Source organism: Streptomyces sp. NPDC005866, assembly GCF_040629895.1.
In the GTDB taxonomy this organism is placed as follows: Bacteria; Actinomycetota; Actinomycetes; order Streptomycetales; family Streptomycetaceae; genus Streptomyces.
In genome coordinates this window covers 48,751-71,690 of the sequence record NZ_JBEXWP010000016.1, presented here as the reverse complement: position 1 = coordinate 71,690, position 22,940 = coordinate 48,751, and the positions used below count along the sequence as shown (strand labels likewise).

The following is a 22,940-nucleotide window of genomic DNA, read 5'->3' as shown; positions in this document are numbered from 1 at the left end:
CGATGCTTTACGCTGTCTTCATGTCCAGCGTCCTGCCGCCCTTCCCGCAGCCCCAGGAGCCCTTCGACACACCACAATTGCTCGATGTGGGGCCCGCCCCGGAAGAGCCGTGCCTGCGCGCCGACGCCGCCCGCAACCGTGCCCGGCTGCTGGAAGCCGCCGCCCGGCTGATCGCCGAGCACGGAGTGGCCGGCGTCACCATGGAGGCGGTGGCCGCGGCGGCCGAGGTGGGGAAGGGTACGGTATTCCGCCGCTTCGGAGACCGTACCGGACTGCTGATGGCGCTGCTCGACCATTCCTCCCGCCGGCTCCAGGCCGACTTCCTCGGCGGGCCGCCGCCGCTTGGCCCCGGAGCCCCGCCGGTCGAGCGGCTGCGGGCGTTCGGCGTCGCGGTGCTGTACCGCGCGGCCGAGCAGCTCGACCTGCAACTGGCCGCCCAGCCCGAATCCACCCGGCGTTACGCCCACCCCTCGATGCAGGCGCTGCGCACCCATGTCAGCATGCTGCTGCGACAGATTCAGCCGGACGCGGACTGCGAACTGCTCGCCCACACACTGCTGGGGTATCTCGACCCCGCCCTGATCCACCATCTGACCAGGCAGTGCGGGATGCCGATGGAGCGCCTGGAGGCCGGCTGGGTCGACCTGGTCGCCCGGGTCACGCGGACGGAGTCGCCCCGCTGACACCCGCCCCGCTGACGTCCGTGCCGTCGGCGGCGAACATGTCGACCAGGCCCTGCGGCGCGTCGGCCCGGAACAGCCTGGCGCCGCTCTCCGCGGACTCCGCCGCGGACCTCTCGGCGCGGGCGAACATCCGCTCCTCGTGGGCGGCCAGGGCGGCCTCGGTGTCGCCGGGGTGCGCGACCAGCGCCAGGCCCAGGTCGGCGCCGTCGTGGCGGGGGCACTTCGTCCAACGGTGAACCACCTCGCCCCGCCGGTCCCCCCCTCCCCGGCCTTCTGCCAAGATGCCGTACGTCATGGTGCAGATACCGAATACGCCCTCGGCAGCGTCGCCGACTCCGCGCTCGGTCCCCACGAGCGCCGATGTGGCCCGCCTGGCCGGCGTCTCCCGCGCGACCGTCTCCTACGTCCTCAACAACACCAGTGCCGTACGGATCAGTGAGCCCACCCGCCGCCGGGTCCACCAGGCCGCGAAGGAACTCGGGTACGTGCCCCACGCGGCCGCCCGCAGTCTGCGCGCCGGCCACAGCCGTATGGTCCTGATGCCCGCCCCGGCCATCCCGATGGGCCCGCTGTACGGCGAGTTCATCACCGACCTCCAGTGGGCCCTCGGCCGTCTCGACTACACGGTCGTCCAGTACGGCACCGCGGGCCTGCGCGGTGACGAAGCCGCCCGCGCCTGGGCCGAGTTGAGACCGGTCGCCGTGCTGGTCCCGGGCGCCGGACTCGGCGCCGAGGGCGTCGCCGTCCTCAAACGGGCCGGCGCCCGCGCCGTGGTCACCCTCGGCCCCGAGCGGGTCGACGGCGCGCACGCCCTGTTGATGGACCATGACGCCGTCGGCCGCTGCGCCGGTGCCCACCTGTACGCCCGCGGCCGGCGCCGCATCGGCGTGGTCGTCCCCGAGGAGACCGGCCTGGACACCTACTCCCGGCCCCGCCTCGAAGGCGTCCGCCAGGCCCTGCACGGCACCGACGCCACGGTGACCGGGCTGCCGCTCGGCTACACGGAAGAATCGGCGGCCGAACTCGCCTCGCGTTGGCGGGAGTTGCAGATCGACGCGGTGTTCGCGTACAGCGACGAGTACGCGATGCTGTTAATGCGCGCCCTCCAGGACGAGGGCGTGCGCATCCCCGAGGACACCGCCGTGGTCGGCGCGGACGACCTGCTGCTCGGCCGGCTGCTGCGGCCCCGGCTTTCCACGATCCACATCGACCTGCCCTCCGGCCGTGACCTCGCCGAACTGGTCGACCGCGTGGTGCGCGACCCGGGCGGCGCACCGGAGACGCGCACGGTGCTGGGCGCCTCGATGGTGCGGCGCGAGTCCAGCTGATGGGTCACCCTGGTCGGGGCGGTGCTTTCCGGAGCCCCTGACCAGTACCGCGGCACTAGGATGTTGCGCGCTCAACAAAAACGGCTCACGGGCGCCGTGGGCCGCGCAACCCCGGTGATCGATCGGAGAGCCGTCATGCCGCTGCTCGACCCGAAGACCTGGCAGGCGAGTGCCCTGTCCGGCCCCCAGTACGCCGTCACCGAGCCCGCCACCGGCGACACGCTCGGCGCGGTCACCCTGGCCGCCCCCGCGGACGTCTCCCCTGCCGCCACGGCCGCCCTCGCCGCGCAGCGCGACTGGGCCCGCGCACCGCACTTCGTGCGGGCCCGAGTCCTGCGCCGTGCGGGCGACTTGTTCACGGAGCACGCCGACGAACTGCGCGAGTGGATCGTCCGCGAGTCCGGCTCCATACCCGGCAAGGCGGACTTCGAACTGCACGTCGCCGCCCAGGAGTGCTACGAGGCCGCCGCCCTCGCCTCCCGCCCGGCGGGCCAGGTCCTGCCGAGCGAGGGGCCCCGGCTGTCGTACACCCGCCGGGTCCCGGTCGGTGTGGCCGGGGTGATCGCACCGTTCAACGCGCCGCTGATCCTGTCCATCCGGTCGGTCGCGCCCGCCCTCGCGCTGGGCAACGGGGTGGTCCTGAAGCCGGACCCGCGCACCGCCGTCTGTGGCGGGCTCGCCCTCGCCGCGGTGTTCGCCGAGGCCGGGCTGCCCGAAGGGCTGCTGCAGGTGCTGCCCGGCGGGGCCGACGCCGGCGCGGCGCTGGTCGAGGACCCGCGGGTGCCGGTCATCTCCTTCACCGGATCGACGGCGGCCGGCCGCGCGGTCGGCGAGGCCGCGGGCCGCCATCTCAAGCGCGCCCACCTCGAACTCGGCGGCAACTCCGCCCTGATCGTCCTCGAGGACGCCGACCTTGACGCGGTGATCTCCACGGCCGCCTGGGGATCCTTCTTCCACCAGGGCCAGATCTGCATGACCACCGGACGGCACCTGGTCCACCGTTCCCTGGTCGACGAGTACGTCGAACGCCTCGCCGCCAAGGCCGACTCCCTCGCCGTAGGCGACCCGCACCGCGAGCAGGTCCACCTCGGCCCGATCATCGACGCCGGGCAGCTCGCCAAGATCCACGCCCTGGTGGAGTCGAGCACCGCCCACGGCGCGAAACTCGCGGCCGGCGGTACCCACGAGAACCTCTTCTACCGGCCCACGGTCATCAGCGGCGTCGACGAGCGGACCCCCGCCTACGCCGAGGAGGTCTTCGGACCGGTCGCGCCCGTCCGCGCCTTCGCCGACGCCGACGAGGCCGCCGCCCTGGCGGCGGACAGCTCCTACGGCCTGTCTCTCGGCATCGTCACCCGGGACGCGGCACGCGGCCTGGACCTCGCCGAACGCATCCCGACCGGCATCGTCCACATCAACGACCAGACCGTGAACGACGAGGCCGTGGCCCCCTTCGGCGGAGTCGCCGCCTCCGGCACCGGGGCGCGGTTCGGCGGCGAGTCCAACCTGGAGGCGTTCACGGACGTGCGGTGGACGACCGTGCGCGGGGACGTGGCGCCGTACCCTTTCTGAGCCGAGTAGACCGAGTAAAGCGAGCTAAAAGGTATAGCCGCAGTCAGAGGGCCTGACTGCGGCTATGCGGTGTTACTCAGGCGGTGGCTTGTCACCCGGGTGGTAGGCCGTCACTCGCCCTGCGCGCCGCCCTGCTGCGCGGCGACGCTCTTGCGCACCTCGTCCATGTCCAGCTTGCGGGCCTGGCCGATGACGTCCGTCAGGGCGGCCTCCGGGAGCGCGCCCGGCTGGGCGAAGACGGCGACCTGGTCGCGGACGATCATCAGGGTCGGGATCGACTGGATGTCGAAGGCCGCGGCCAGCTCCGGCTGCGCCTCGGTGTCGACCTTGGCGAACACCAGGTCCGGGTTGTCCTGCGCGGCCTTCTCGTAGACCGGGGCGAACATACGGCACGGGCCGCACCAGGCCGCCCAGAAGTCGATGAGAACGAACTCGTTCTCGCTGACCATCTGGTCGAAGTTCTCCTTGGTGAGTTCCACGGTGCTGCTCATGCGTGTTCCGCCTTCCTGATGTGGGGGGCGCCCCGCTCCGGGACGAACCGTCCGCACAACACGTCCGCCGGGGTGGGTATTCCGGCCAGGTACCCGTGTGGCCCCGGCGCACGCCACCCGTAAGACTGACCCCATGACGGAAACGGAATCCATCGCTTACGACGTCGTGGTGCTCGGGGCCGGGCCCGTGGGGGAGAACGTCGCCGGCCGCACCCGTGCGGCCGGCCTCACCACCGCGGTCGTGGAGAGCGAACTCGTCGGCGGCGAATGCTCGTACTGGGCGTGCATGCCCAGCAAGGCCCTGCTGCGCCCGGTCATCGCCCAGGCCGACGCCCGCCGCCTGCCCGGTCTCAGCCAGGCGGTCCAGGGCCCTCTCGACACCCCCGCGGTCCTCGCCCGCCGCAACGAGTTCACCTCGCACTGGAAGGACGACGGCCAGGTCGCCTGGCTCGAGGGCATCGGTGCCGACCTGTACCGCGGCCACGGCCGCCTCGCCGGACCCCGCACGGTCACCGTGACCGGCCCCGACGGCACCCTCACCACCCTCACCGCCCGGCACGCGGTCGCCGTCGCCACCGGCACCCGCGCCCAGCTGCCCGCCCTGCCCGGACTCGCCGAGGTCAAGCCCTGGACCAGCCGTGAGGCCACCAGCGCCCAGGAGACGCCCGGCCGGCTGATCGTCGTCGGCGGCGGTGTCGTCGCCACCGAGATGGCCACCGCCTGGCAGGCCCTCGGCTCCCGGGTCACCCTCCTGGTCCGCGGTAAGGGCCTGCTCAACCGTATGGAGCCGTTCGCCGGTGAACTCGTCGCCGAGGCGCTCAAGGAGGCCGGCGTCGACGTCCGCACCGGCACCTCCGTCGAGTCGGTGACCCGCGAGAACGGCACGGTCGTGGCCGTGACCGACGCCGGTGACCGCATCGAGGCCGACGAGGTCCTCTTCGCCACCGGGCGCGTCCCGCACACCGACGACATCGGCCTGGACACCGTCGGTCTGGAACCGGGCTCCTGGCTCACCGTCGACGACAGCCTGATGGTCGAGGGCACCGACTGGCTCTACGCCGTAGGGGACGTCAACCACCGGGCGCTCCTCACCCACCAGGGCAAGTACCAGGCCCGGATCGCGGGCGACACCATCGCCGCCCGCGCCTCGGACACGCCCCTCCTGGACGGCCCCTGGGGCGCGCACGCTGCCACCGCCGACCATCACGCCGTACCGCAGGTCGTCTTCACCGACCCGGAGGCGGCGGCGGTCGGCCTCTCCCTCGCCGAGGCGGAGCAGGCCGGCTACCGGGTGCGGGCCGTCGACGTCGAGTTCTCCTCGGTCGCCGGGGCGGGCCTGTACGCCGACGGCTACAAGGGCCGCGCCCGCATGGTCGTGGACGTGGAGGCGGAGATCCTGCGCGGGGTGACGTTCGTCGGCCCCGGCGTCGGGGAGCTGATCCACTCGGCGACGGTCGCCGTCGCCGGGCAGGTGCCGATCAGCCGGCTGTGGCATGCGGTGCCGTCTTATCCGACTCTGAGTGAGGTGTGGCTGCGGCTGCTGGAGGAGTACCGGGGGTGACGGCCGACGGCCCCTCCCCTCTCCGGGGCGCTCCCGAACGGGGCGCGGTCCTGGTCAGGGCAACGTGAAGCCCAGTTCCTCCGCCGCCCTCGTCGGCGTCGGCTCGGCCCAGCGCTGTGCCATCGCCTCGTTCGACGACAGTGAGCGGAGTTCGGCACGGTCCAGGTAGAGCGTGCCGTCGAGGTGGTCGGTCTCGTGCTGGACGATCCGGGCCGGCCACCCCGTGAACACCTCGTCGACCGCGCTGCCGCGCTCGTCCTGACCGCGCAGTCGTACCTCGGCGTGCCGGGCCACCACCGCCTGATAGCCCGGCACGCTCAGGCAGCCCTCGAAGAAGGCGGCGCGGGCCCCGCCGACGGGCTCGTAGACCGGGTTGACCAGCACCCGGAACGGCTGCGGGACCCGGCCCCGGGCGACCGCCACCTCCGCCGGCACCGGTGCCGGATCCTCGATCACCGCGATCCGCAGCGGGATGCCGACCTGGGGCGCGGCCAGGCCCACGCCCGGTGCCGCGTGCATGGTGCCGCGCAGCGCCCCCACGAACCGGGCCAGCAACTCCGGGCCCAACTGGCCGTCGTACGGCTCGGTTCCGCGCCGCAAAACCGGGTCGCCGGCCGCGACGATGGGCAACGGGCCGCCGACGGCGAGGAGTTCCTCGACCCGCTCGGCAAGCGGTGCGCGATCACTGGGAGATGCCATCGCGCCAGCATGCCATGACGGAGAGTGTGACACGGGTCACTCTACTCACCGGGAACTTGCTCCCACCCCACCGCGGCCGGCCTCGCCGTCCGGGGCGCGGCCGCGGGCACCCTGGTGTCGGCGATGCCCTCGGCGAACTCGGCGGTCACCCTGTTCCTGATCCTGCACGCGGCCACGCCGTCGTGACCGCCGTACGACAGTGAACGCCGCTCACTCCTCCGGGAAGTCCCCGGCCAGCGCCGAGGCGAGGCGCAGATGAGGCTCCGCCTCCTCGTGCCGGGCCTGCCGCTGGAGGGTGCGAGCCAGCATCAGCCGGGCGTAGTGCTCCACCGGGTCGCGCTCGACGATCTCGCGCAACTCGGTCTCGGCGCGGCGCAGTTGAGCCGAGTGGTAGTAGGCGCGCGCCAGCAGCAGCCGGGGTCCGGTCTGCTCCGGCACCTCCTCGACCAGCCCGGCCAGCACCCGCGCGGCGCCCGCGTAGTCCTTGGCGTCGAAGAACAGCTGGGCGCGGTCCCAGCGTTCGGCGAGGGTTCCCTGGTCGTAGTACGTGGTGTCCACTCGTGACCTCCTTCGGCGCCGTCAACCGAGGGATGTAGTTGAATATTCCACTACCCCGTGGGTGATGGTTTGGCGGTGCCGGTACGGGCTACGCGGCCGGTGCACAGAGATGTGCCGAGCCACCGAGGAAGGGGAACGCCATGAGCCACGAACCTCCCGGCCGAACTCGGCAGCCGCTGTCGCGGGCGCGCTCCGGAATGATCGGCGGCCGCGTCCCGCGGACCGGTACCGAACCGGTCACCGCCCGTAGCGCGGTGCGCCTGCGCCTGCTGCTGAGCGGCATCTTCCTGCCGCTGTTCGCCGCGGCTTGCGTCCTGTTCGCCGTCTGGGCCGCGCACTCCGGAACGGGGGACAGCCCCGGCCGCGGCGTCCTGGTCACCCTCGCCGCCGTCTGCGCGGCCCTCGCCCTGGCGGCGGCCATGGACCTGCTGGTTGTCATACGTCGGCTGCGTCGCGAGCGGAGCGCCCCTCGGTGAGGTCAGACACCTCGGTGCCTGCACAGACCGGTGACAACGCGGAGTCGGTGACCGGACCATGACGACGAAGACCGACGGGAAATCCGACACGAAGACGACCGGCACGACGGACGAGTCGGTGGTGCACGCCCTGTTCGACCGGCAGCGGCGCACCTACCTGGCGCAGGCCGGCATCCGGCTGCGCAACACCCCCGCACCGCTGTACCAGACGCTTGTGCTCGCGAATCTCCTCAGCGCCCGCATCAGGGCCGACATCGCGGTGGCCGCGGCCAGGGCCCTGTTCGACGCCGGGCTGCGTGATGCGCGGTCGATGGCGGACGCATCCTGGCAGCAACGCGTCGACGTCCTCGGCAAGGGTGGCTACCGCCGTTACGACGAGCGCACCTCCACCTTGCTCGGCAAGGGAGCCGAACTGCTCCTCGAACGGTACGACGGCGATCTGCGCAGGCTGCGCGGGGAGAGCGACCCACGGAAGGCCTTGACGGACATACCCGGGATCGGCCCCACGGGCGCCGACATCTTCCTGCGTGACGTCCAGGGCGTGTGGCCGGAGTTCGCACCGTACTTCGACCGCAAGGCGTTGGACGGCGCCCGGCGGCTCGGACTGCCCGCCTCGCCCGAGAAGCTCGGGGGTCTCGTCGCCGCCCGCGAAATCCCCCGTCTGGCCGACGGCCTGGTCCACGCGGCCCTCGACAAACCGCTGGCCGACGAGGTGCTGTCCCTGGCGTCGAAGAACAACTAGGCGACGCTGTGTAGTCATACGTTCGACTGCCGTGGTCGGGCTCGGCCGAGCGGGGCGGGGACGAAGTGGCGGCGGCGGACCGTGCCCTGCCTTGACAACGTGATGTCCCCGCCGGGAACGAAGCCGTGCTGTGACACGGCCGGTTGCCGGAACCGGCCGGCGTCCTCCTGGTCCGTACCTGTCTTGTTCGACTCTACGAACTTTCTGTGTGACGGGTACACATCACCGGCGAGCTCTGATAGGAAACCTTCCTATCAGTACCACTCCGCCCCCCACCACCTTCTGGAGCCCCCGTGAGGCATCCGAACAACCCCCCGACGAACCCGGTCCTGACCTCCCGTCGCACTCTGCTCGCCCTGCTCGGCGCGTCCGCGGCCGGCGCGGTGCTGCTGCGTCCCGCGCTCGCCTCGGCCGCCCCGGCCGTTTCGGAGGCCACGAGCTGTGCGGGCCTCGACGACCCGGCGAAGAAGGAGATCGCCATGAAGCTGGTGTCGAGCGCGGAGAACTCCTCGCTCGACTGGAAGGCGCAGTACAAGTACATCGAGGACATCGGCGACGGCCGCGGCTACACCGCCGGGATCATCGGGTTCTGCTCCGGCACCGGCGACATGCTCGACCTCGTCCAGCTCTACGCCGACCGCAAGCCCGGCAACGTGCTGGCCAAGTACCTCCCGGCGCTGCGCCGGGTCAACGGAACCGACTCGCACTCGGGGTTGGACCCGAACTTCCCCTCCGACTGGCGCAAGGCGGCCCAGGACACCGCGTTCCAGCAGGCGCAGAACGACGAGCGCGACCGTGTGTACTTCAACCCGGCCGTTCAGCAGGGCAAGGCGGACGGGCTGGGCACGCTGGGGCAGTTCGCCTACTACGACGCCATCGTCATGCACGGCGACGGCGACGACTCCACCAGTTTCCGCAACATACGCAAGCGCGCCCTCGGCAAGGCGAAGCCGCCGGCGCAGGGCGGCGACGAGGTGACGTACCTCAACGCGCTCCTCGACGCGCGCGTATGGGCCATGAAGCAGGAGGAGGCCCACAGCGACACCACCAGGGTCGACACCGAGCAGCGGGTCTTCCTGAGCAAGGGCAACCTGTGCCTGAACACCCCGCTCGACTGGAAGGTGTACGGGGACAGTTACCACATCGGCTGACCCGCCCCCGGTTGCTCCGGGCTGTCGTACCGCCGTATCACCGTGCGGTACGACAGCCCGCGCGCGTTACGGCTCGCGCGTGCGGAACCGCACCGTAGTACCGCCGTTGACGTGGGGTCCGTGGGGGAGGGAGGTCAGCCAGTGGTCAGATGGTCGGCGAGGCCCCGTTTGACCCCGGCGACGAACGCCGTGATCTCCTCCGGGGTGTAGATCAGGGCGGGGCCGGCGGGATCGGTCGACTGGCGCAGCGCCACCCGGCCGTCGGCGAGCTGTTTCGTCTGCACGCACTGACCACCGTTGGGGCCGCTCCAGGGCGACTCCCAGCCCTGCTCACCGAGGTCCGAGGCGGGCATGCCGTTGTACACGTCGTGGGCACTGCCGTCGATGATGGTCATGCGTACTCCTTGCGCATGCGGTTCAGCAGGGCCCTGCTCTGCGCGCCGGAGGCCAGCAGGGACATGCGGTTGTGGGCCTCGAGATGGGCGACGACGTCGGAGCGCTGGTCCAGGTACATCGCGCCGGAGAGGATCTCGCTGTAGACGACGTCGGGAAGCTCGGGCTCCTCGAAACGGAAGTAGGTGAAGGGGGCGCACACGCCCACATGGGCGCCGGCGGTGAACGGCACGACGTCGACGCTGACGTGTTCCAGTCCCGAGACCTCCAGGAGCCGTTCGATCTGTGCCCGCATCACCTCGGGTCCGCCGACCACCCGGTGCAGGACGGCTTCCTCCGTCACCACCCACAGGGTGGGCGCGTCGGCTCTCTCCAGCAGGGCCTGACGGCGCAGCCGGAGGTTCACGCGGCGCTCCAGGTCCTCGTCGCGGTCGTTCGGGAAGCCGCCGCCGAGTACCGCGCGCGCGTACTCGGGGGTCTGCAGCAGCCCCGTGGCGTAGTGCGGCTCGTAGGTGCGCAGGGTCTTCGCCCCGGTTTCCAGGCTCACGTAGGCGCTGAACCAGGTCGGCAGCACATCACGGTAGGTGTGCCACCAGCCGGGCTCATTGGCCCGCTCGGCGAAGGCGACGAACTCGTCCGTCTCCTGCCGGTCGGCGCCGTAGGTCTCAAGGAGCTTCTCCACATAGAGAGGCCTGAGCGCCACCTCCGCCTTCTCCAGGCGACGGATGGTCAGGGGGGCGACCCGCAGCGCCCGCGCCGCATCCTCCAGTGACACGCCCGCTTCCTGGCGCCGCTCCTGGAGTCTGCGGCCCAGGATCATGCGCAGCACGGTGGGCGCACTGGCGCTGCCCGCGTTCGACCGGCCTTCGCTCACGCCCTACCTCCTGAGGGGACTTCACCGGGACAAGCCCGACAGCCACTTGATGAAGCGACCACACCGACACCGGCACGCTGAAATTATCAGGGAGTCGGTTGCAGGTTGAACCCGGCTGCGAGCATAGTTACTTGTGTAACTCGCGGTCACGATCACGGGCAACGCATGACGCCTGTGCGGACGTTGCTCAGCTCTGCCTGCTCCCCGCCGCACCGCCTCACGGAAGGCAACCACCGTGTCCCCCCACACGACCTCCCCCTTCGACCTGTTAGACGTCGTCGACCCCGACCAGGCTCACTGGATCGAGCTGCCCTCGCACCGCTCCAGCGTCAGAGTGGCCCGCCGCTCCATGAGAGAGCGCCTGACCATGTGGGGAATGCCCGGCGAGCTGTGCGAGGACGCGGTGCTGCTCGTGTCCGAGCTGGTCACCAATGCCGTCCGCCACACGTTCAGCGTGCGCATCCTGTGCGGTGTGGGCCTCATCGCCGACGGATGTCTGCGGCTGGAGGTGCATGACCACGACTACTCACGGCGGGGTCTGCTCCGGCGTGAGCCCGGCCCCGACGACGAGGGCGGCCGGGGACTGCTGCTCGTCGAGGAACTCGCCGACCGCTGGGGCGTCGACCGCTCGCGGCTCACCAGCGGCCACGCCGTGTGGGCCACATTGACGGTCTGACACGGGCGCCGGGCACCCAGGGGGATGGACGGGTGCCGGACGGGCGAGCGGGGGACTCGCCCGGACCGTCTCTGCGGAGAACGGGCAGAGCGGCGCCGGCCCCGGTGAGCACGGTCGCCCCGTAGGGGGAGGGTGACCGCGCCCACCGGGGCACTTCCTTGCCCGCCAGGGCGGCCCCATCATCGTGCATGGCAGCGCCTCGCTGAACCACGCGCTGTCCGGCGCGGTCCTGATCGCCGCTACCACCTGCTCGTCTACCCGCTGCTGCTCGGTGCCGGCAAGCGCCTGTTCAGCACGACGGACAAGGACACGCAGAAGCTGAAGCCGGTCGAGCCGGAGGCCTGCTCCCACGGCGTGCGGAAGGCCGTCTTCGACGTCGTCCACCGACCGGGCCGCGCGCCGCCGTCAACAGGGCTTGCGCCACACCCCCAGTTCGAGCTTCTTCTGCATCGACGACAGGCCCAGCCGCCGGGACTCGGCGCAGAAGGCACTGGGCGGTTCCTCGTACTCCACGTGGAAGACGGCCTTGCCCGCCTTGACGAACGGGGCGAGGCGCGCGCACTCGCCGTACTGGGCGCACTCCTCGTTGACCGCGAAGTCGAAGTCGGCGAGCAGCAGCGGGATCTGCGGGAGGTCGTTCTTCAGGCCCACGGACATCCCGCGTGCATGGGCGATGCCCGCGATCATGCGGTTGTAGCGGAGCTGGTCGGCGGCGGTGAGGCGGAACCCGGTGTCGTTGCCGTAGCCCTCCACCAGGTCGGGTTCCACCGCGTCGAAGCCCTTGTCACGGCACATGGCGAAGCGCCGCTCCATGATCGGCCGCAGCAGGGACAGTTTGCGGATGTCCAGCCAGCGTTCCCCCTCCCACCCGTTGTTCTTGCCGAGCAGCGAGCGCGGGAAGTCGCCCTGGTCGGACCGGAAGTTCTCCCACGCGCCGACGTTGACGTAACAGATGACCTTGCGGCCGGCGGCGTGCAGCCGGGCCACGTCCGCCTTGGAGTTCTCGAAGCCGTCGATGTCGTAGACGGGCACGTCCACCGTCGGCCTGACCTTTCCGTCCAGCTGCCACTGCCAGGCCAGGCCGGGCTCGGGTTTCCAGAGGGACCTGGCGGGCCGTGTCTCGGAGGAGGGCGTCGGCGTGGTGTCCCGGTGTGCGGAGCAGCCCGCCAGGAGCGCCGCCGTGACGGTAGCGGTCAGCGCGGCCCGTGCCCTGATCACTCCGCTCCCGTCAATGCCGGGGTCAACCGGGCCCAGGGATTGGGAGGTTCGCCCGTCACCGGGCCGCACACCGCCGCGCCCCGCTCGTGCGCGGTGCGTACGGCGAGCGGGACGAGGGCCTCGGGCACGCCGTAGACCAGGTGGCACAGCCGTTCGGGCGGCTGCCGGGTGGCCCAGGCCGGTCTGCTGAACGCCGAGACATACGTCGACCAGTGGCCCTCGAAGGTGACGGTCAGATCGGCGAGGCGGACATAGCCCGGCGCCGGGTGGACACCCGGATTGAGCACGACCGTCCCGGCGCCCGCCTTCCGTACGGCACGCACCAGTCGGCGGCAGGACGGCAGCGCCTCCACAGTCGCCGTCACCCGGTCGAGAAAGCAGCCGTCGGCCGAGTACCACTCCTCGTGCCGGCGCACGTCCTCGGTGACCTCGGCCGGTCCGCGCATCCCGTAGTCGGTGTCGACGTACCCCAGCAGGAGCGCCCCGGCCGACCGCAGGGCGTCGGCCGCGGCGGTGAACGCCGCGTCGGGGCGGTCGCCGGGGCCGTTCGCCGGGTTGAGGACGACACCGTAGGTGCCCTTCACGGCGGTGATCAGGCGGTGCCAGGCGCCCGGGTCCTCGGCCGGGTGCACATACAGCGGAATCAGCAGGGTCACCGCATACCGTCGCTCTCCCACAGCGCGGCCAGCGCGTCCTCCAGCGTGTGGGCCGGGCGCCAGCCCAGGGCCCGCTCGGCCGCGGAGATGTCGGAGCACTGCCACGACACGCGCGCCGAACGGACGGAGCCCGCCGTACCCTCTTCCACACGGCCGCGGAAGCCGGCCCGGGCAGCCAGGGCGTGCACCAGTTCGCGCACCGGGACGGCCCGGCCGCCGCCGACATTGAGGACGGGCGGCGGTCCGGGAGCGGTGGCCGCGAGGACCGCCGCTCGGGCCACGTCCCGTACGTCCACGAAGTCGCGGTACGCCGAAAGGTCACCCAGCCGCAGCACCGCCTCCGGGTCCGGACCGGCCTCGCGCAGCAGCGCGGTGATGCGGCCGGGCAGCGAGGCGGCCGGCGCCCCCGGCCCCACCGGGTTGCACACCCGCAGCACCACCGCGTCCAGGCCGGACGCGGTCACCGTGACCGTGCCCGCGAGCTTGGTCGCGCCGTACGGGCCGGCCGGGCTGGTCGGCGCCGACTCGGTGACCGGAGCGTCCGGGGTGCCGGGGCCGTACTCGGCGGCCGAGCCCAGGTGCACCAGACGGGCCGCCGGGGCCGCGTCGCGCAGCGCCGCACACAGCACCGCCGGGCCGCGGGCATTGACTTCGGCGAGCGCCACCGCGTCGGCGCCTGTCACGCCCGCACAGTTGACCACGGTGTCGGGCGCGATGGCCGCCAGGGTCTTGGCAAGCTGCTCCGGGCGGACGGAGGCGAGATCGACGCGGTGGTCCGCGCCGGCCGAGCGGCCGCCGCCGAGGACCTGCGCGCCGGGCACGGCCCGCAGTCCCGCGGCGACATGGGTGCCCAGAAAGCCGGTGTGGCCCAGGACGAGAATGCGCATGACGAGCTCAGGCTCCCTTGAGCAGCAGCGACTTGCGGGTGGTGAACTCGGCGTTGGCCCGGTCGTAGTCGTCCGGGCGGCCGATGTCCAGCCAGTACCCCTCGAAGTCGTAGGCGTGCGGGGGAGTTTCCGCCTTGAGCAGATCCAGGACCAACTCGTCGAAGCCGAGCGGGAGTCCGGGCGTGTAGTCGTCGAGCGTCGACCGGGACAGCCCGTAGACGCCCATGGAGACCCGGTAGTCCATGCTCGGTTTCTCGGTGAACGCGACGACCTTGCTGTCGTCGGTGGTCAGCACCCCGAAGTCGATGCGCACCTCACGGGCGTAGGTGGCGATGGTGAGCGGGGCCCCGGAGTCTCTGTGCCGGTCCAGGACGTCGGCGTAGTCGAGGTCCGTGAGGATGTCGCCGTTCATCACCAGGAACGTCTCGGGCAGCCGGTGGCGCAGGTTGAGCAGCGGGCCCATGGTGCCCAGCGGGCTCTCCTCGGTGGCGTAGTCGACGGCCAGACCCCACTGGGAGCCGTCGCCGACATAGGCGCGGATGATCTCCCCGAGGTGGCCGATCGCCAGAGTGACGCCGGTGAAGCCGGCGGTGGAGAGCTGGCGCAGCACGATCTCCAGGATCGCGTGCTGGTCGCCGATCGGAACGAGCGGCTTGGGCAGCGCGGTCGTATAGGGCCGCAGCCGGACGCCCTTGCCTCCGGCCAGAATCACTGCGTGCATGGGGCTCCTCCTTCGTGTACGTGCGCAGACGTGCCGGACGAGGTCAGATGTTGTAGATGGCGGTCTTGTAGCGGGCGAGGTTGGCCGGGTCGCGGAAGAACTCCACGCTCTGCGCGAGACCCTGCTCCAGGGAGTGAGCGGGCCGCCAGCCGGTGGCGGCGGTGAGCCGGCTCGCGTCGGCGACCAGCCGCATCACCTCCGAGTTGGCGGGCCGGATCCGGGCCTCGTCCTCGCGGACGTCGACGGCGGTGTCCATGACCTTGCCGATCAGCGCGACCAGGTCGCCGATCGAGATCTCCCCGCCGGTACCGGCGTTGAAGGTACGGCCCACCACCTGCTCGGCGGGCGCGGTGCCGACCGTCAGGAACGCCTGGGCGGTGTCCTTGACGAACAGGAAGTCCCGGGTGGGACGCAGGTCGCCGAGGGTGATGCTGCGTTCCCCGGCCGCCAACTGGCCGATGACGGTGGGGATCACCGCGCGCATCGACTGGCGCGGCCCGTAGGTGTTGAACGGCCGCAGCGTCACCACCGGGGTGTCGAAGCTGGCGTGGTAGCTGTCGGCGAGCCGGTCCCCGCCGGCCTTCGAAGCGGCGTACGGGGACTGGGTGTTGATGGGGTGGTCCTCGGTGATCGGCACCGTCTGGGCGGTGCCGTAGGTCTCACTGGTCGAGGTGTGCACCAGCCGGGGCGTGCCGAGCGCGCGGACCGCCTCCAGCACGTTGAGCGTGCCCGTGACGTTGGTGTCCACATAGCTGTGCGGGGCCTGGTAGGAGTACGGGATCGCGATCAGCGCGGCCAGGTGGTAGGCCGTGCCGGCGCCTTCGAGGAGGCCGCGGACCGAGCCCGGGTCCCGGACGTCACCGAGGACGATCTCCACCTGGTCCAGGACGTCCCGGTCCAGGGTCTCCAGCCAGCCGTAGGAGGAGAAGGAGTTGTACTGGGCCATGGCCCGCACCCGGTGCCCGGAGGCGACCAGCGCCTCGGTGAGGTGCGAGCCGATGAAACCCTCGGCCCCGGTGACGGCGGCGAGCGGTGCGGAGGTCAACTGTCGTTTCCTTCCAGTCGGTTGTCCATGCGGGTGCGGTTATCCGTGCGGGGCGGGGCGGCCGAGCAGCACCAGCGCGCCGGCCGTGAGACAGAGCGCGGCGGCGCCGCAGCACAGCGGCAGGGCGAGAGCGGCCCCGGGGAGGTGGAACAGGGTGAACGCGCCGGCGACCATGGCGGCGGTGAGACAGAGCGCGGCCGACGGCCAGGCCGCGCCGAAGGCCTGGAGCAGCAGTGCGGTCCACAGGGTGGCCGCGAGCAGCAGCAGGGCGGCCGGAGCGGCGCCGGTGAGCAGGGCGGCGGGCAGCAGCGGCAGCAGGTAGAGCAGCAGACAGAGGCCGAGGATGCCGGCGGATCGCAGCAGGAACGCGGCGGGGCTGGCGGTGGCGCGCAACGCGCCGACGGACAGCCCCCGGTAGCGGTACAGCAGCCACTCCGCGGGCCCCATGCTCACGGTGAGCACGATCACCGCGTACGGCGCGTGCGGCTCTGAGCGTCCCTCAAGGAGCACCAGTACCCCGGCGGCCAGCCCGAACAGGCCGTACGGCAGGGACCACCGCATCTTCGGCCGGTGGGCGGCGGTGACGGACGGGACCGAGTGGGTGTTCCACAGGACCCACCCGGTGACCGCGAGCGTCGCGGCGAGGGCCAGCAGCGGCAGCCCGGCCCGCAGCGGACGGCCCGGCTCCCACCAGGGCAGCACGGCCGCGCCCGCGATCAGCGGGCTGAGGGCCGCCAGCAGCAGCCGTTCCCGGGCCAGCACCAGCAATACCCCTGCCGCGGCCAGGTACGCCGACTGGGCAGCGGCGGCCAGGACGACCGGGCCGCCCCCGGCGACCGGCGCGGCAGCCCCCGTGGCCAGCACGGCCCCGACCGGGGCGCCGAGCAGGAGGGTACGGCCGGCCTCGTGCCGTCCGGTCGCCATCCGCAGATGGGCGCGGTGGCCGAGGGCCTGCCCCCAGGCCCAGGAGACCAGCCCGGCGACGATCAGGGCGGGGGCGTGCCCGGCCGCGTTCCACAGTGGCGCGGTGAGCAGATAGGCGAGTCCGGGCAGGGCGAACAGCACGCCCCGCAGCAGACAGCGCACGGTGTCCGGACGCCACGGGTCGGCCGCGGGTGCGGGTTCCGGGAAGGTCCTGGGCACCCGTTCGTAGAGTGCCGAGGCGAGCGAGAACAGGTTCGGGTGGCCGTACCGCTCGTTGATCAGGGCGGCGGACAGGCCCTCCGACTCCAGCAGCGCGGCAACTTCGTAGGGGTGGACGGCGGGACCTATCCGGTCGGCGAGTTCGGCGGCGAGTTCGCTGACCGCGTCCTCGTCCGGGCCGCGCCGGGGCAGCCGTATGGTCAGCGTGGCATCGTCGAGGGCCCAGCGCGGCCGGCGGCGGCGCGGGGGCCGGGTCTCGGCCAGACGCAGGGCCAGCGTGTCCTGCTCGGACCCGCCGGGTTCGAGGGATATCGGTCCGCTCACAGGGCCACGCTCCCGGTGACGGACGCGGTGGACAGCTCGGCCGGGGCCGTCGGCTCGGCCACCGACTCCCTTGCACGGACGGGCAGTTCTCGGTAGATGGCGCGGAAGGTGTCGATGGTCTGCCGGAGCGTGAACTGCTCGATCACCCGCAGCCGGGCCGCCTCGCCCATCGCCCGGCGGCGCGCCGGATCGCCCAGCAGCTCAAGAGCCGCCGCGGCCATGGCCTGCGGATCGCGCGGCGCGACCACCAGCCCGGTGTCGCCGACGGCCTCCCGGACCCCGCCGACATCGGTGGAGACGGTGGCCCGCCCGCAGGACATGGCCTCGATCAGCGTGAACGGGAAGCCCTCACTGATACTGGAGAGCATCACCACGTTGCCGGCCGCGTACGCGTCCTTGATGTCGTCGACGCGGCCCTCGAAGGTGACGGCGTCGCCATGGCCCAGCTCCGCGGCCAGGGCCTCACAGCGCTCCCGGTAGGCCTCGCCACCCCGCGGCGTCCCGCCGAACAATCGCAGCCGTGCCCGCGGGACCTGGGCGCGGACCAGAGAGAAGGCCCGGATCAGTGTCTCCAGGTCCTTGATCGGGTCGACCCGGCCCGCCCAGCTGAGCGTGGGCACCTCCGGCTCCGGTCCGGCCGCCGGGAAGGCGGCCGGGTCGACGCCGTTGTATACGGTACGGATCGACTCCGGGGCGGCGCCGCCCTCTTCCTCCCAGAGCCGGTTGTAGCGGTTGCCCGGAGTGATCAGGGCCGCCTTGCGGTAGGACTCGCGGGCCAGCAGCCGGAAGAACCCGAGCACGACCGCCTTCACCGGCCAGCGGTACGGCGCGGTCCGATAGCCGAGATAGCGTTCCCGCAGGTAGACGCCGTGTTCGGTGAGCAGCAGCGGGACGCCGTGCCGGTCCAGCGCGGCCAGGCCCGGCAGCGCTGCGACACCACCGCTCACCGCGTGCGCGACCCCGCTGTCGGGCAGGGGAGCGGTCAGCGGGCGCAGGGCGTGCTCCACAAGGGCGGTCGCGGTGAGCGCGTCGTGCAGGGTCGGCCGGGCCTCGCGCACGGCGAGTCCGGGCCGGTTCCACAGCGAGGTCAGGACGGAGATCGCCGTGTCGGCGCGCAGGAACGGGCTGAGTGTGCCCTCCGCAGCGGCCCCCGCCATGGCGTACAGGGCGGGCGGGAAGCCGTCCTCCTCCCGGGGGTCGAGCAGCGCGGCGAGGAACCGGCCATAGGCGTCGGCGAGTTGACGGCGGGCCCGGCCCCGGGGCGCGCGGCCCTGCGGTGGGTCGCCCCACATCGGCACGGACCACACGTTCGAGACATGCGCGGGCAGGTCCCAGACGACGGGTTCGCGTCCGGTGCCGGTGACGGCGACCACGTCGAAGTCGATGTCGGGCATGCCCCGCACCAGTTGGTCGCACCAGACGCTGACGCCGCCGTGACTGTGCGGGTAGGTACCTTCGGTGAGCAGGGTGACGCGCGTAGTGCGGGTGCCTGGCGCGCCATGGGGAACGGGCATCGTTGTGCTCCACGGCCGAGGTGTGGGGTGGTCGTGCCGGTCCCGGCCGCCGGGCGGGCGGCCAGGACCACGGGTCTGTTCTCGCTTCGGTCGCCGGTGCTGCGGAGCGCCGATCAGCTGGTGACGGTGGCCGGAACCTGCTCGGTCACACCTGCCGGGACCCGGGTGTCCGGCGCGGGATCCGTGGCCGGGGCGGTGGAGTCGGCCGCCGTGACCGCCGGGGCAGTGGTGGCGGCGGGCAGGGCGAGGCTGAGCGGGACGCCCGCCGAGGGGGTCCAGCCGGAGACGGCGCCCGCGTACGCCGAGCCGAACGCGGCGCCGGCCACCGTGGTCCCGGTCGGCAGGGTCGCGGTGACCTCCAGGCCGGCCGGCGCCTCGACGGTCACGGTGTCGCCGATGCGGTAGCCGGTGACCTGGCCGGCCTGGAGTGCGGCCTGCCAGTCCGCCCGGCGCTTCAGCTCGGTCCCGATGTCCTTCAACCGCAGGTTCACCACGGGCGTGTTGTCCGCGAACAGGGCCTGGTAGCCGTCGAGTACGCCGTTCAGCACCGGGTAGGCGATGCGGTCCTCGGCCAGGTTCGACTGGTGGATGTAGTGCGGCCGGGGGTCGTTGGAGAGCACATGCCCGAGGGCGATCCGGGTCTCCAGCGGCACGATCTGGCCGGTGTAGCCGGTGCTGGTGTCCAGCGGTGCCGGCAGGCAGGTGGTGGTGGCCGGGTTGTCCTCGCAGATCCCGCTGCCGCCCTGGGCACGGCTGGTGTAGAGCCAGTTGTATTCGTCGACCTCCTCGGAGGCCTTGCCCGCGTTGTAGTAGACGTTCATCGGGTAGCGGGGCACGGTCAGCGCCGCTCCGACCGGACGCTGCTGCGGATCACGGGAGTTGTCGGAGCCCAGCCAGTCGATGCCGTGGGCGGCGAGGGCGGGCGCCAGGTTCGGGTTGTCGTCGGGCTGCTGCGGCAGCACCCGCATCCCTGAGTGCTCGCCGGTGACCAACTCGTCGTTCTCCAGGGGGAGTCCGTTGGCCTCGCCCCAGGCCCGGTTGGTGGCGATCTGGTCGGAGATCTCGCTCTCGCTCACCCACTGGGTGCTGCCGTCGGCGTTGGTCGCGCACTTCCAGGGCACCACGGTGGTGTCCTGCACACAGCCGAGGAAGGGGTGTGAGTAGGTGTGGTTGATCCAGCGGAAGGCGTTCCGGTCCGCGATCAGCCTGTCGGCGAGTTGGTCGACGCCGCTGTGGTCCTCACGCTGGTCGACGCTGCCGCCGCCGTTGAAGGCGAAGTCGAGGGTGAAGTTCTTGCTCTGCTCCCAGGCCACGGCGTGGTCGACGTCGTCGGCCCTCATCCGGATCGGGTCCGGGGTGGCGTTCGGGTCGGTGCAGTCGACGTCGCCTGGCGTGCAGTTGAGCTCGGTGTTCCAGCGGTCGTCGGCCAGGAACAGGTCGTCCACGTGCACCGCGAAGTAGTTGCGGGAGGCCCCCAGGTGCACCCCGCCGGTCATCCACTCGACGATGCCGCGGGCCAGCAGCCGGAACTGCTCCTGGTACTGGTTGTAGACGAAGGTGACGACGAGTTCGCGTCGTCCGTCGTGCCGGTACTCGCCGACCAGGGAGCCCTTCGCGGACTGGCCCGGGATCGTCGCCTCGACGTAGGGCGTGAAGTCGGCGCCGGCCACCGGCTGTGAGAGGTAGGCGTAACTCTCGCCGACGGCGGGGTCGTTGTCCTCGAAGGGCACGGTGCCGTCGAGATAGCCGAACGGTCCCGCCTTGCCGGCGGCGGTCACGTCGGCCTGGGCGCCGTCGACGCTGCCGGAGTAGCCGCCGTAGACCGGATACTGCAAACCGGCTTCTGGACGCGCGTAGGTGTAGGCGTCGACCTGGGGTATGGAGTACGTCTGCTCGTACGCGGTGAGCGCGGTCATCTCGCTCGAACCGGCCGTGAACGGGTTGTCGTTGGGCAGGACCACAGCCTGGAACTTGGCGCGCTGCCGCCCGTCGACGGTGTCTGCGAGGAAGTCCGCGTCGATCGTCCGCCGTCCCGACTGGGTCAGGTCGATTTCGGTGAACGGCGTTCCGGCGTCGGTCAGTTCGGCAGTGATGGCGGTGGTCGACGGCCCCCCGTCGCTGACCACCAGCACCCGCAGGTCGATTCTGGGCCCGTCGTCGGCATGGGCCGCGCCGGCCGGCAGGCCGAGCGTGGCGATCAGCGCACCGACCGTGAGCACGGTCGTGCGTGTGGTCCGCTTCATGCGGTGAGGTCCCCTCCCCGGACAGGGGTGAGCACGGCTCCGCAGAGCGACGCACCCCCTTGCACCGACGCCGGCGTCCCCCTCAGAAGCCAGTCGTCGATGCATCCGTCGCGTCACATAGTGATGTATCTGTGTAGCTTTCGTGGTCGTGTTGCGAAACATGACGGAAAAGAGCAGGCGACCAACAGGCCCCGAGTGGAACCTCGTTGGCCGTTTATCCGTCCGCGGTGCAGGCCGGGCCCTCCGTGGTGTGGGAGTGCCCGGCCCTGGACCATTGGCTGATCACAGACCTTTTCAGGTCATCCCCGACAGGCTGTCAGGTGCACAGGACGCGCGTCTCGGGCGTGTGGACCGGCCTGCCGCTCGTGTTCGTGGAGTCGCTGAACTCGGCGTAGAAGTACGAGTAGAAGCCGATGTTGCCGTTGCAGCCGGAGTCGGCGGCGATGCTCAGTGTCAGGCTGACGGTGCGGCTCTGCCTGGGTGGGATGGTGACGCCGTAGTCGGTGCCGAGGTTGGTGGGCCCGGTGCCGGAGCAGGCGGTGCTGGTGAACACACGACGTGCCTCGCTCTCGGTGAGCTCCAGCGCGGGGCGTCCGGGAGCCACCCGAGCAGCGGGAGCGAGGCGTCTCCCGCCGGCGATCGATGCCATCCGCCGATCTCCGGCCCGGACGCGCGGGGCCGGCCCGGGTGCGGCCGGCGCGCACGTCCGGCCGACCGCTCCGCCGCTCGTCGGCGTGGGCTCGCGCCCGTCCCTCACCGCTGGCAGTTCGGGCACCAGACGGTGCGGCGCCCGGAGAGCCGGCGCGAGCACAGCCGGGTGCCGCAGCGCGGGCACACCGGTTCGTCGTCGTCGCGGCGGCCGGTGAGCCAGGTGCGGCGCGCCGGCACACGCCCGGCACGGTTGGCGGAGGCGAGCACCCGCCGCATCGCGGTGAACACACGACGTGCCTCGCTCTCGGTGAGCTCCCGCGCGGGGCGTCCGGGAGCCACCCGGGCCCGCCAGAGGATCTCGTCGCTCAGCAGGTTCCCAAGGCCGGCGATGACGGACTGATCCATCAGGACCGCCTTGACGGCGCCCCGCCGCTCGGCGAGTGACGCCACGAAGTCCTCCCGCTCCATGCCGAGCGCATCGGGCCCCAGGCCTGCCAGGATGCGCTCCACCTCGTCGGGACCCTCGGCCAGCCGCAGCCCCTGGAGCTTGCGCAGGTCGCGGTAGCGCAGCTGCCGTTCGCCGTCGAGGGCGAGGACGATCCGGTCGTGGCGGTCCACCGGGTCGCCCGCGGAAGCGCACAGCAGTTCGCCGGTCATGCCGAAGTGCCACACGAGGGCCGGGCCGTCCCCGACCGGGGCGATCAGCAGCTTGCCGTGCCGGCGCGGCGGGCCCAGCCGTCGCCCCTCGACCTCACGGCGCAGGCGTTGCGCGGTGACACCACGCAGCACGCCCGGGTCCCGGACGTCCACACGCTGGACGCACCGCCCCCGGCCGCAGGAGTCCAGCACTTCGCGGAAGCCTTCCACGTCCGGCAACTCCGGCATGCGTACCTCCCGGCGGTGTCCCGGTCGCCATGCGCGGACGCTCGCCGGGTAGCCGGACTCGCGCACGTCAATCGTCGGGACCGGCCGGAGAGGGAGCCGCGAGCAGCCGGAACAATGTGGAAACGATATGCATCGGCATGCGCCTCGCCCGCATGACCCGGCCCGGTACGGGGCATGCGGCAATCATGAAAGACGCGCCTGTGGTGGTGCAGCCGCCGGGCCCCGACGGCGGCAGGCGGGTGACCATCCGCGGAGAGTACGTCGGCACCGCGTATCACCTGCTCGACGTCGTCGAGTTCCTGCGCCGGGCCGGGCTGCCCGAGGCCAATACGACGGTCGACGACCCGGACCTGATCGAGTGGCGCGGCATGGGGCCGAAGGCCTGGACGGCCGCCGGGTGATCCGGGGCTCGGCGGACCGCCGAAAAAGGGCCTGCGCGGAGCAGTAGC

General features: G+C 71.9%; 24 protein-coding genes and 2 pseudogenes. 10 read left to right on the top strand and 16 right to left on the bottom strand.

Annotated elements, in window-relative coordinates:
• Nucleotides 1–2: 2 nt before the first annotated feature.
• Nucleotides 3–683 (top strand): TetR/AcrR family transcriptional regulator, encoded by a 681-nt coding sequence (locus ABZ396_RS23580; RefSeq protein ID WP_358916825.1) that lies wholly within the window; start codon nucleotides 3–5, stop codon nucleotides 681–683.
• Here the strand turns inward: ABZ396_RS23580 and ABZ396_RS23575 are convergent.
• On the bottom strand, nucleotides 658–924 hold the full coding sequence (locus ABZ396_RS23575) for a hypothetical protein (protein WP_358916823.1): 267 nt from the start codon (nucleotides 922–924) through the stop codon (nucleotides 658–660). The genes ABZ396_RS23580 and ABZ396_RS23575 overlap by 26 nt on opposite strands.
• A 40-nt stretch (nucleotides 925–964) precedes the next feature.
• Here ABZ396_RS23575 and ABZ396_RS23570 point away from each other — a divergent pair, with 40 nt between their 5' ends.
• Entirely contained in the window at nucleotides 965–2,011 is a 1,047-nt protein-coding gene (locus ABZ396_RS23570; protein ID WP_358916822.1) for a LacI family DNA-binding transcriptional regulator, read from the top strand.
• 135 nt (nucleotides 2,012–2,146) lie between these two features.
• Nucleotides 2,147–3,583, top strand: coding sequence for a benzaldehyde dehydrogenase (locus ABZ396_RS23565; protein WP_358916820.1), 1,437 nt, complete (start codon nucleotides 2,147–2,149; stop codon nucleotides 3,581–3,583).
• A 110-nt stretch (nucleotides 3,584–3,693) separates the two neighbouring features.
• On the opposite strand, the gene trxA is transcribed toward ABZ396_RS23565, so the two are convergent.
• Nucleotides 3,694–4,074 carry a thioredoxin gene (gene trxA / locus ABZ396_RS23560; protein ID WP_358916819.1) on the bottom strand — a complete coding sequence of 127 codons (381 nt, stop codon included), beginning with the start codon at nucleotides 4,072–4,074 and terminating at the stop codon, nucleotides 3,694–3,696.
• Between the two features lie 133 nt (nucleotides 4,075–4,207).
• Here trxA and ABZ396_RS23555 point away from each other — a divergent pair, with 133 nt between their 5' ends.
• Nucleotides 4,208–5,635, top strand: coding sequence for an NAD(P)/FAD-dependent oxidoreductase (locus ABZ396_RS23555; protein ID WP_358916817.1), 1,428 nt, complete (start codon nucleotides 4,208–4,210; stop codon nucleotides 5,633–5,635).
• A 54-nt stretch (nucleotides 5,636–5,689) separates the two neighbouring features.
• Here the strand turns inward: ABZ396_RS23555 and ABZ396_RS23550 are convergent, their stop codons facing one another.
• Nucleotides 5,690–6,334: a peptide deformylase gene (locus tag ABZ396_RS23550; RefSeq protein WP_358916815.1), complete on the bottom strand. Its 645-nt coding sequence runs from the start codon at nucleotides 6,332–6,334 to the stop codon at nucleotides 5,690–5,692.
• 210 nt (nucleotides 6,335–6,544) lie between these two features.
• Entirely contained in the window at nucleotides 6,545–6,892 is a 348-nt protein-coding gene (locus tag ABZ396_RS23545; RefSeq protein WP_358916813.1) for a tetratricopeptide repeat protein, read from the bottom strand.
• Between the two features lie 197 nt (nucleotides 6,893–7,089).
• On the opposite strand from ABZ396_RS23545, the gene ABZ396_RS23540 reads away from it, so the two are divergent.
• From ABZ396_RS23540 to ABZ396_RS23530, 3 genes are all read left to right on the top strand, one after another.
• Entirely contained in the window at nucleotides 7,090–7,368 is a 279-nt protein-coding gene (locus ABZ396_RS23540) for a DUF6343 family protein (protein WP_358916988.1), read from the top strand.
• A 58-nt stretch (nucleotides 7,369–7,426) separates the two neighbouring features.
• Nucleotides 7,427–8,110: an endonuclease gene (locus tag ABZ396_RS23535; RefSeq protein WP_358916811.1), complete on the top strand. Its 684-nt coding sequence runs from the start codon at nucleotides 7,427–7,429 to the stop codon at nucleotides 8,108–8,110.
• Between the two features lie 293 nt (nucleotides 8,111–8,403).
• Nucleotides 8,404–9,261, top strand: coding sequence for a chitosanase (locus ABZ396_RS23530; RefSeq protein ID WP_358916810.1), 858 nt, complete (start codon nucleotides 8,404–8,406; stop codon nucleotides 9,259–9,261).
• Between the two features lie 134 nt (nucleotides 9,262–9,395).
• On the opposite strand, the gene ABZ396_RS23525 is transcribed toward ABZ396_RS23530, so the two are convergent.
• Together ABZ396_RS23525 and ABZ396_RS23520 are read right to left on the bottom strand one after the other, a co-directional pair.
• Entirely contained in the window at nucleotides 9,396–9,656 is a 261-nt protein-coding gene (locus ABZ396_RS23525) for a DUF397 domain-containing protein (RefSeq protein ID WP_351704161.1), read from the bottom strand.
• Nucleotides 9,653–10,528 carry a helix-turn-helix transcriptional regulator gene (locus ABZ396_RS23520; protein WP_358916808.1) on the bottom strand — a complete coding sequence of 292 codons (876 nt, stop codon included), beginning with the start codon at nucleotides 10,526–10,528 and terminating at the stop codon, nucleotides 9,653–9,655. Before ABZ396_RS23520 ends, ABZ396_RS23525 begins: the two co-directional genes overlap by 4 nt.
• 235 nt (nucleotides 10,529–10,763) lie before the next feature.
• Between ABZ396_RS23520 and ABZ396_RS23515 the strand changes: the two genes are divergently transcribed.
• Together ABZ396_RS23515 and ABZ396_RS23510 are read left to right on the top strand one after the other, a co-directional pair.
• Nucleotides 10,764–11,204, top strand: coding sequence for an ATP-binding protein (locus ABZ396_RS23515; RefSeq protein WP_358916806.1), 441 nt, complete (start codon nucleotides 10,764–10,766; stop codon nucleotides 11,202–11,204).
• 166 nt (nucleotides 11,205–11,370) lie between these two features.
• Nucleotides 11,371–11,585 (top strand): annotated as a pseudogene (locus tag ABZ396_RS23510) (dihydrofolate reductase family protein); the annotation flags it as partial.
• Nucleotides 11,586–11,609: 24 nt separating this feature from the next.
• Here the strand turns inward: ABZ396_RS23510 and ABZ396_RS23505 are convergent.
• From ABZ396_RS23505 to ABZ396_RS23460, 10 genes and pseudogenes are all read right to left on the bottom strand, one after another.
• A complete protein-coding gene (locus ABZ396_RS23505) occupies nucleotides 11,610–12,419 on the bottom strand; it encodes an endo alpha-1,4 polygalactosaminidase (protein WP_358916987.1) in 810 nt (269 codons plus the stop codon).
• Entirely contained in the window at nucleotides 12,419–13,078 is a 660-nt protein-coding gene (locus tag ABZ396_RS23500) for a spherulation-specific family 4 protein (protein ID WP_358916805.1), read from the bottom strand. The genes ABZ396_RS23505 and ABZ396_RS23500 overlap by 1 nt, the downstream gene beginning before the upstream one ends.
• A complete protein-coding gene (locus ABZ396_RS23495; protein ID WP_358916803.1) occupies nucleotides 13,075–13,965 on the bottom strand; it encodes an NAD(P)-dependent oxidoreductase in 891 nt (296 codons plus the stop codon). The genes ABZ396_RS23500 and ABZ396_RS23495 overlap by 4 nt, the downstream gene beginning before the upstream one ends.
• A 7-nt stretch (nucleotides 13,966–13,972) precedes the next feature.
• Nucleotides 13,973–14,686, bottom strand: a complete 714-nt coding sequence (locus ABZ396_RS23490; RefSeq protein ID WP_358916801.1) for a sugar phosphate nucleotidyltransferase — start codon at nucleotides 14,684–14,686, stop codon at nucleotides 13,973–13,975.
• 43 nt (nucleotides 14,687–14,729) lie between these two features.
• Nucleotides 14,730–15,731: a GDP-mannose 4,6-dehydratase gene (locus ABZ396_RS23485; RefSeq protein WP_358916799.1), complete on the bottom strand. Its 1,002-nt coding sequence runs from the start codon at nucleotides 15,729–15,731 to the stop codon at nucleotides 14,730–14,732.
• 39 nt (nucleotides 15,732–15,770) lie between these two features.
• Nucleotides 15,771–17,198 carry a hypothetical protein gene (locus tag ABZ396_RS23480; RefSeq protein WP_358916797.1) on the bottom strand — a complete coding sequence of 476 codons (1,428 nt, stop codon included), beginning with the start codon at nucleotides 17,196–17,198 and terminating at the stop codon, nucleotides 15,771–15,773.
• Nucleotides 17,195–18,712, bottom strand: a complete 1,518-nt coding sequence (gene pelF / locus ABZ396_RS23475; RefSeq protein WP_358916795.1) for a GT4 family glycosyltransferase PelF — start codon at nucleotides 18,710–18,712, stop codon at nucleotides 17,195–17,197. The genes ABZ396_RS23480 and pelF overlap by 4 nt, the downstream gene beginning before the upstream one ends.
• 113 nt (nucleotides 18,713–18,825) lie before the next feature.
• Nucleotides 18,826–20,955 carry a hypothetical protein gene (locus tag ABZ396_RS23470; protein ID WP_358916793.1) on the bottom strand — a complete coding sequence of 710 codons (2,130 nt, stop codon included), beginning with the start codon at nucleotides 20,953–20,955 and terminating at the stop codon, nucleotides 18,826–18,828.
• A 316-nt stretch (nucleotides 20,956–21,271) separates the two neighbouring features.
• Nucleotides 21,272–21,499, bottom strand: a pseudogene (locus ABZ396_RS23465) (hypothetical protein); the annotation flags it as partial.
• 209 nt (nucleotides 21,500–21,708) lie between these two features.
• On the bottom strand, nucleotides 21,709–22,491 hold the full coding sequence (locus ABZ396_RS23460; protein WP_358916791.1) for a DNA-formamidopyrimidine glycosylase family protein: 783 nt from the start codon (nucleotides 22,489–22,491) through the stop codon (nucleotides 21,709–21,711).
• 185 nt (nucleotides 22,492–22,676) lie between these two features.
• On the opposite strand from ABZ396_RS23460, the gene ABZ396_RS23455 reads away from it, so the two are divergent.
• Nucleotides 22,677–22,892 (top strand): hypothetical protein, encoded by a 216-nt coding sequence (locus ABZ396_RS23455; RefSeq protein ID WP_352224989.1) that lies wholly within the window; start codon nucleotides 22,677–22,679, stop codon nucleotides 22,890–22,892.
• Nucleotides 22,893–22,940: the final 48 nt, after the last annotated feature.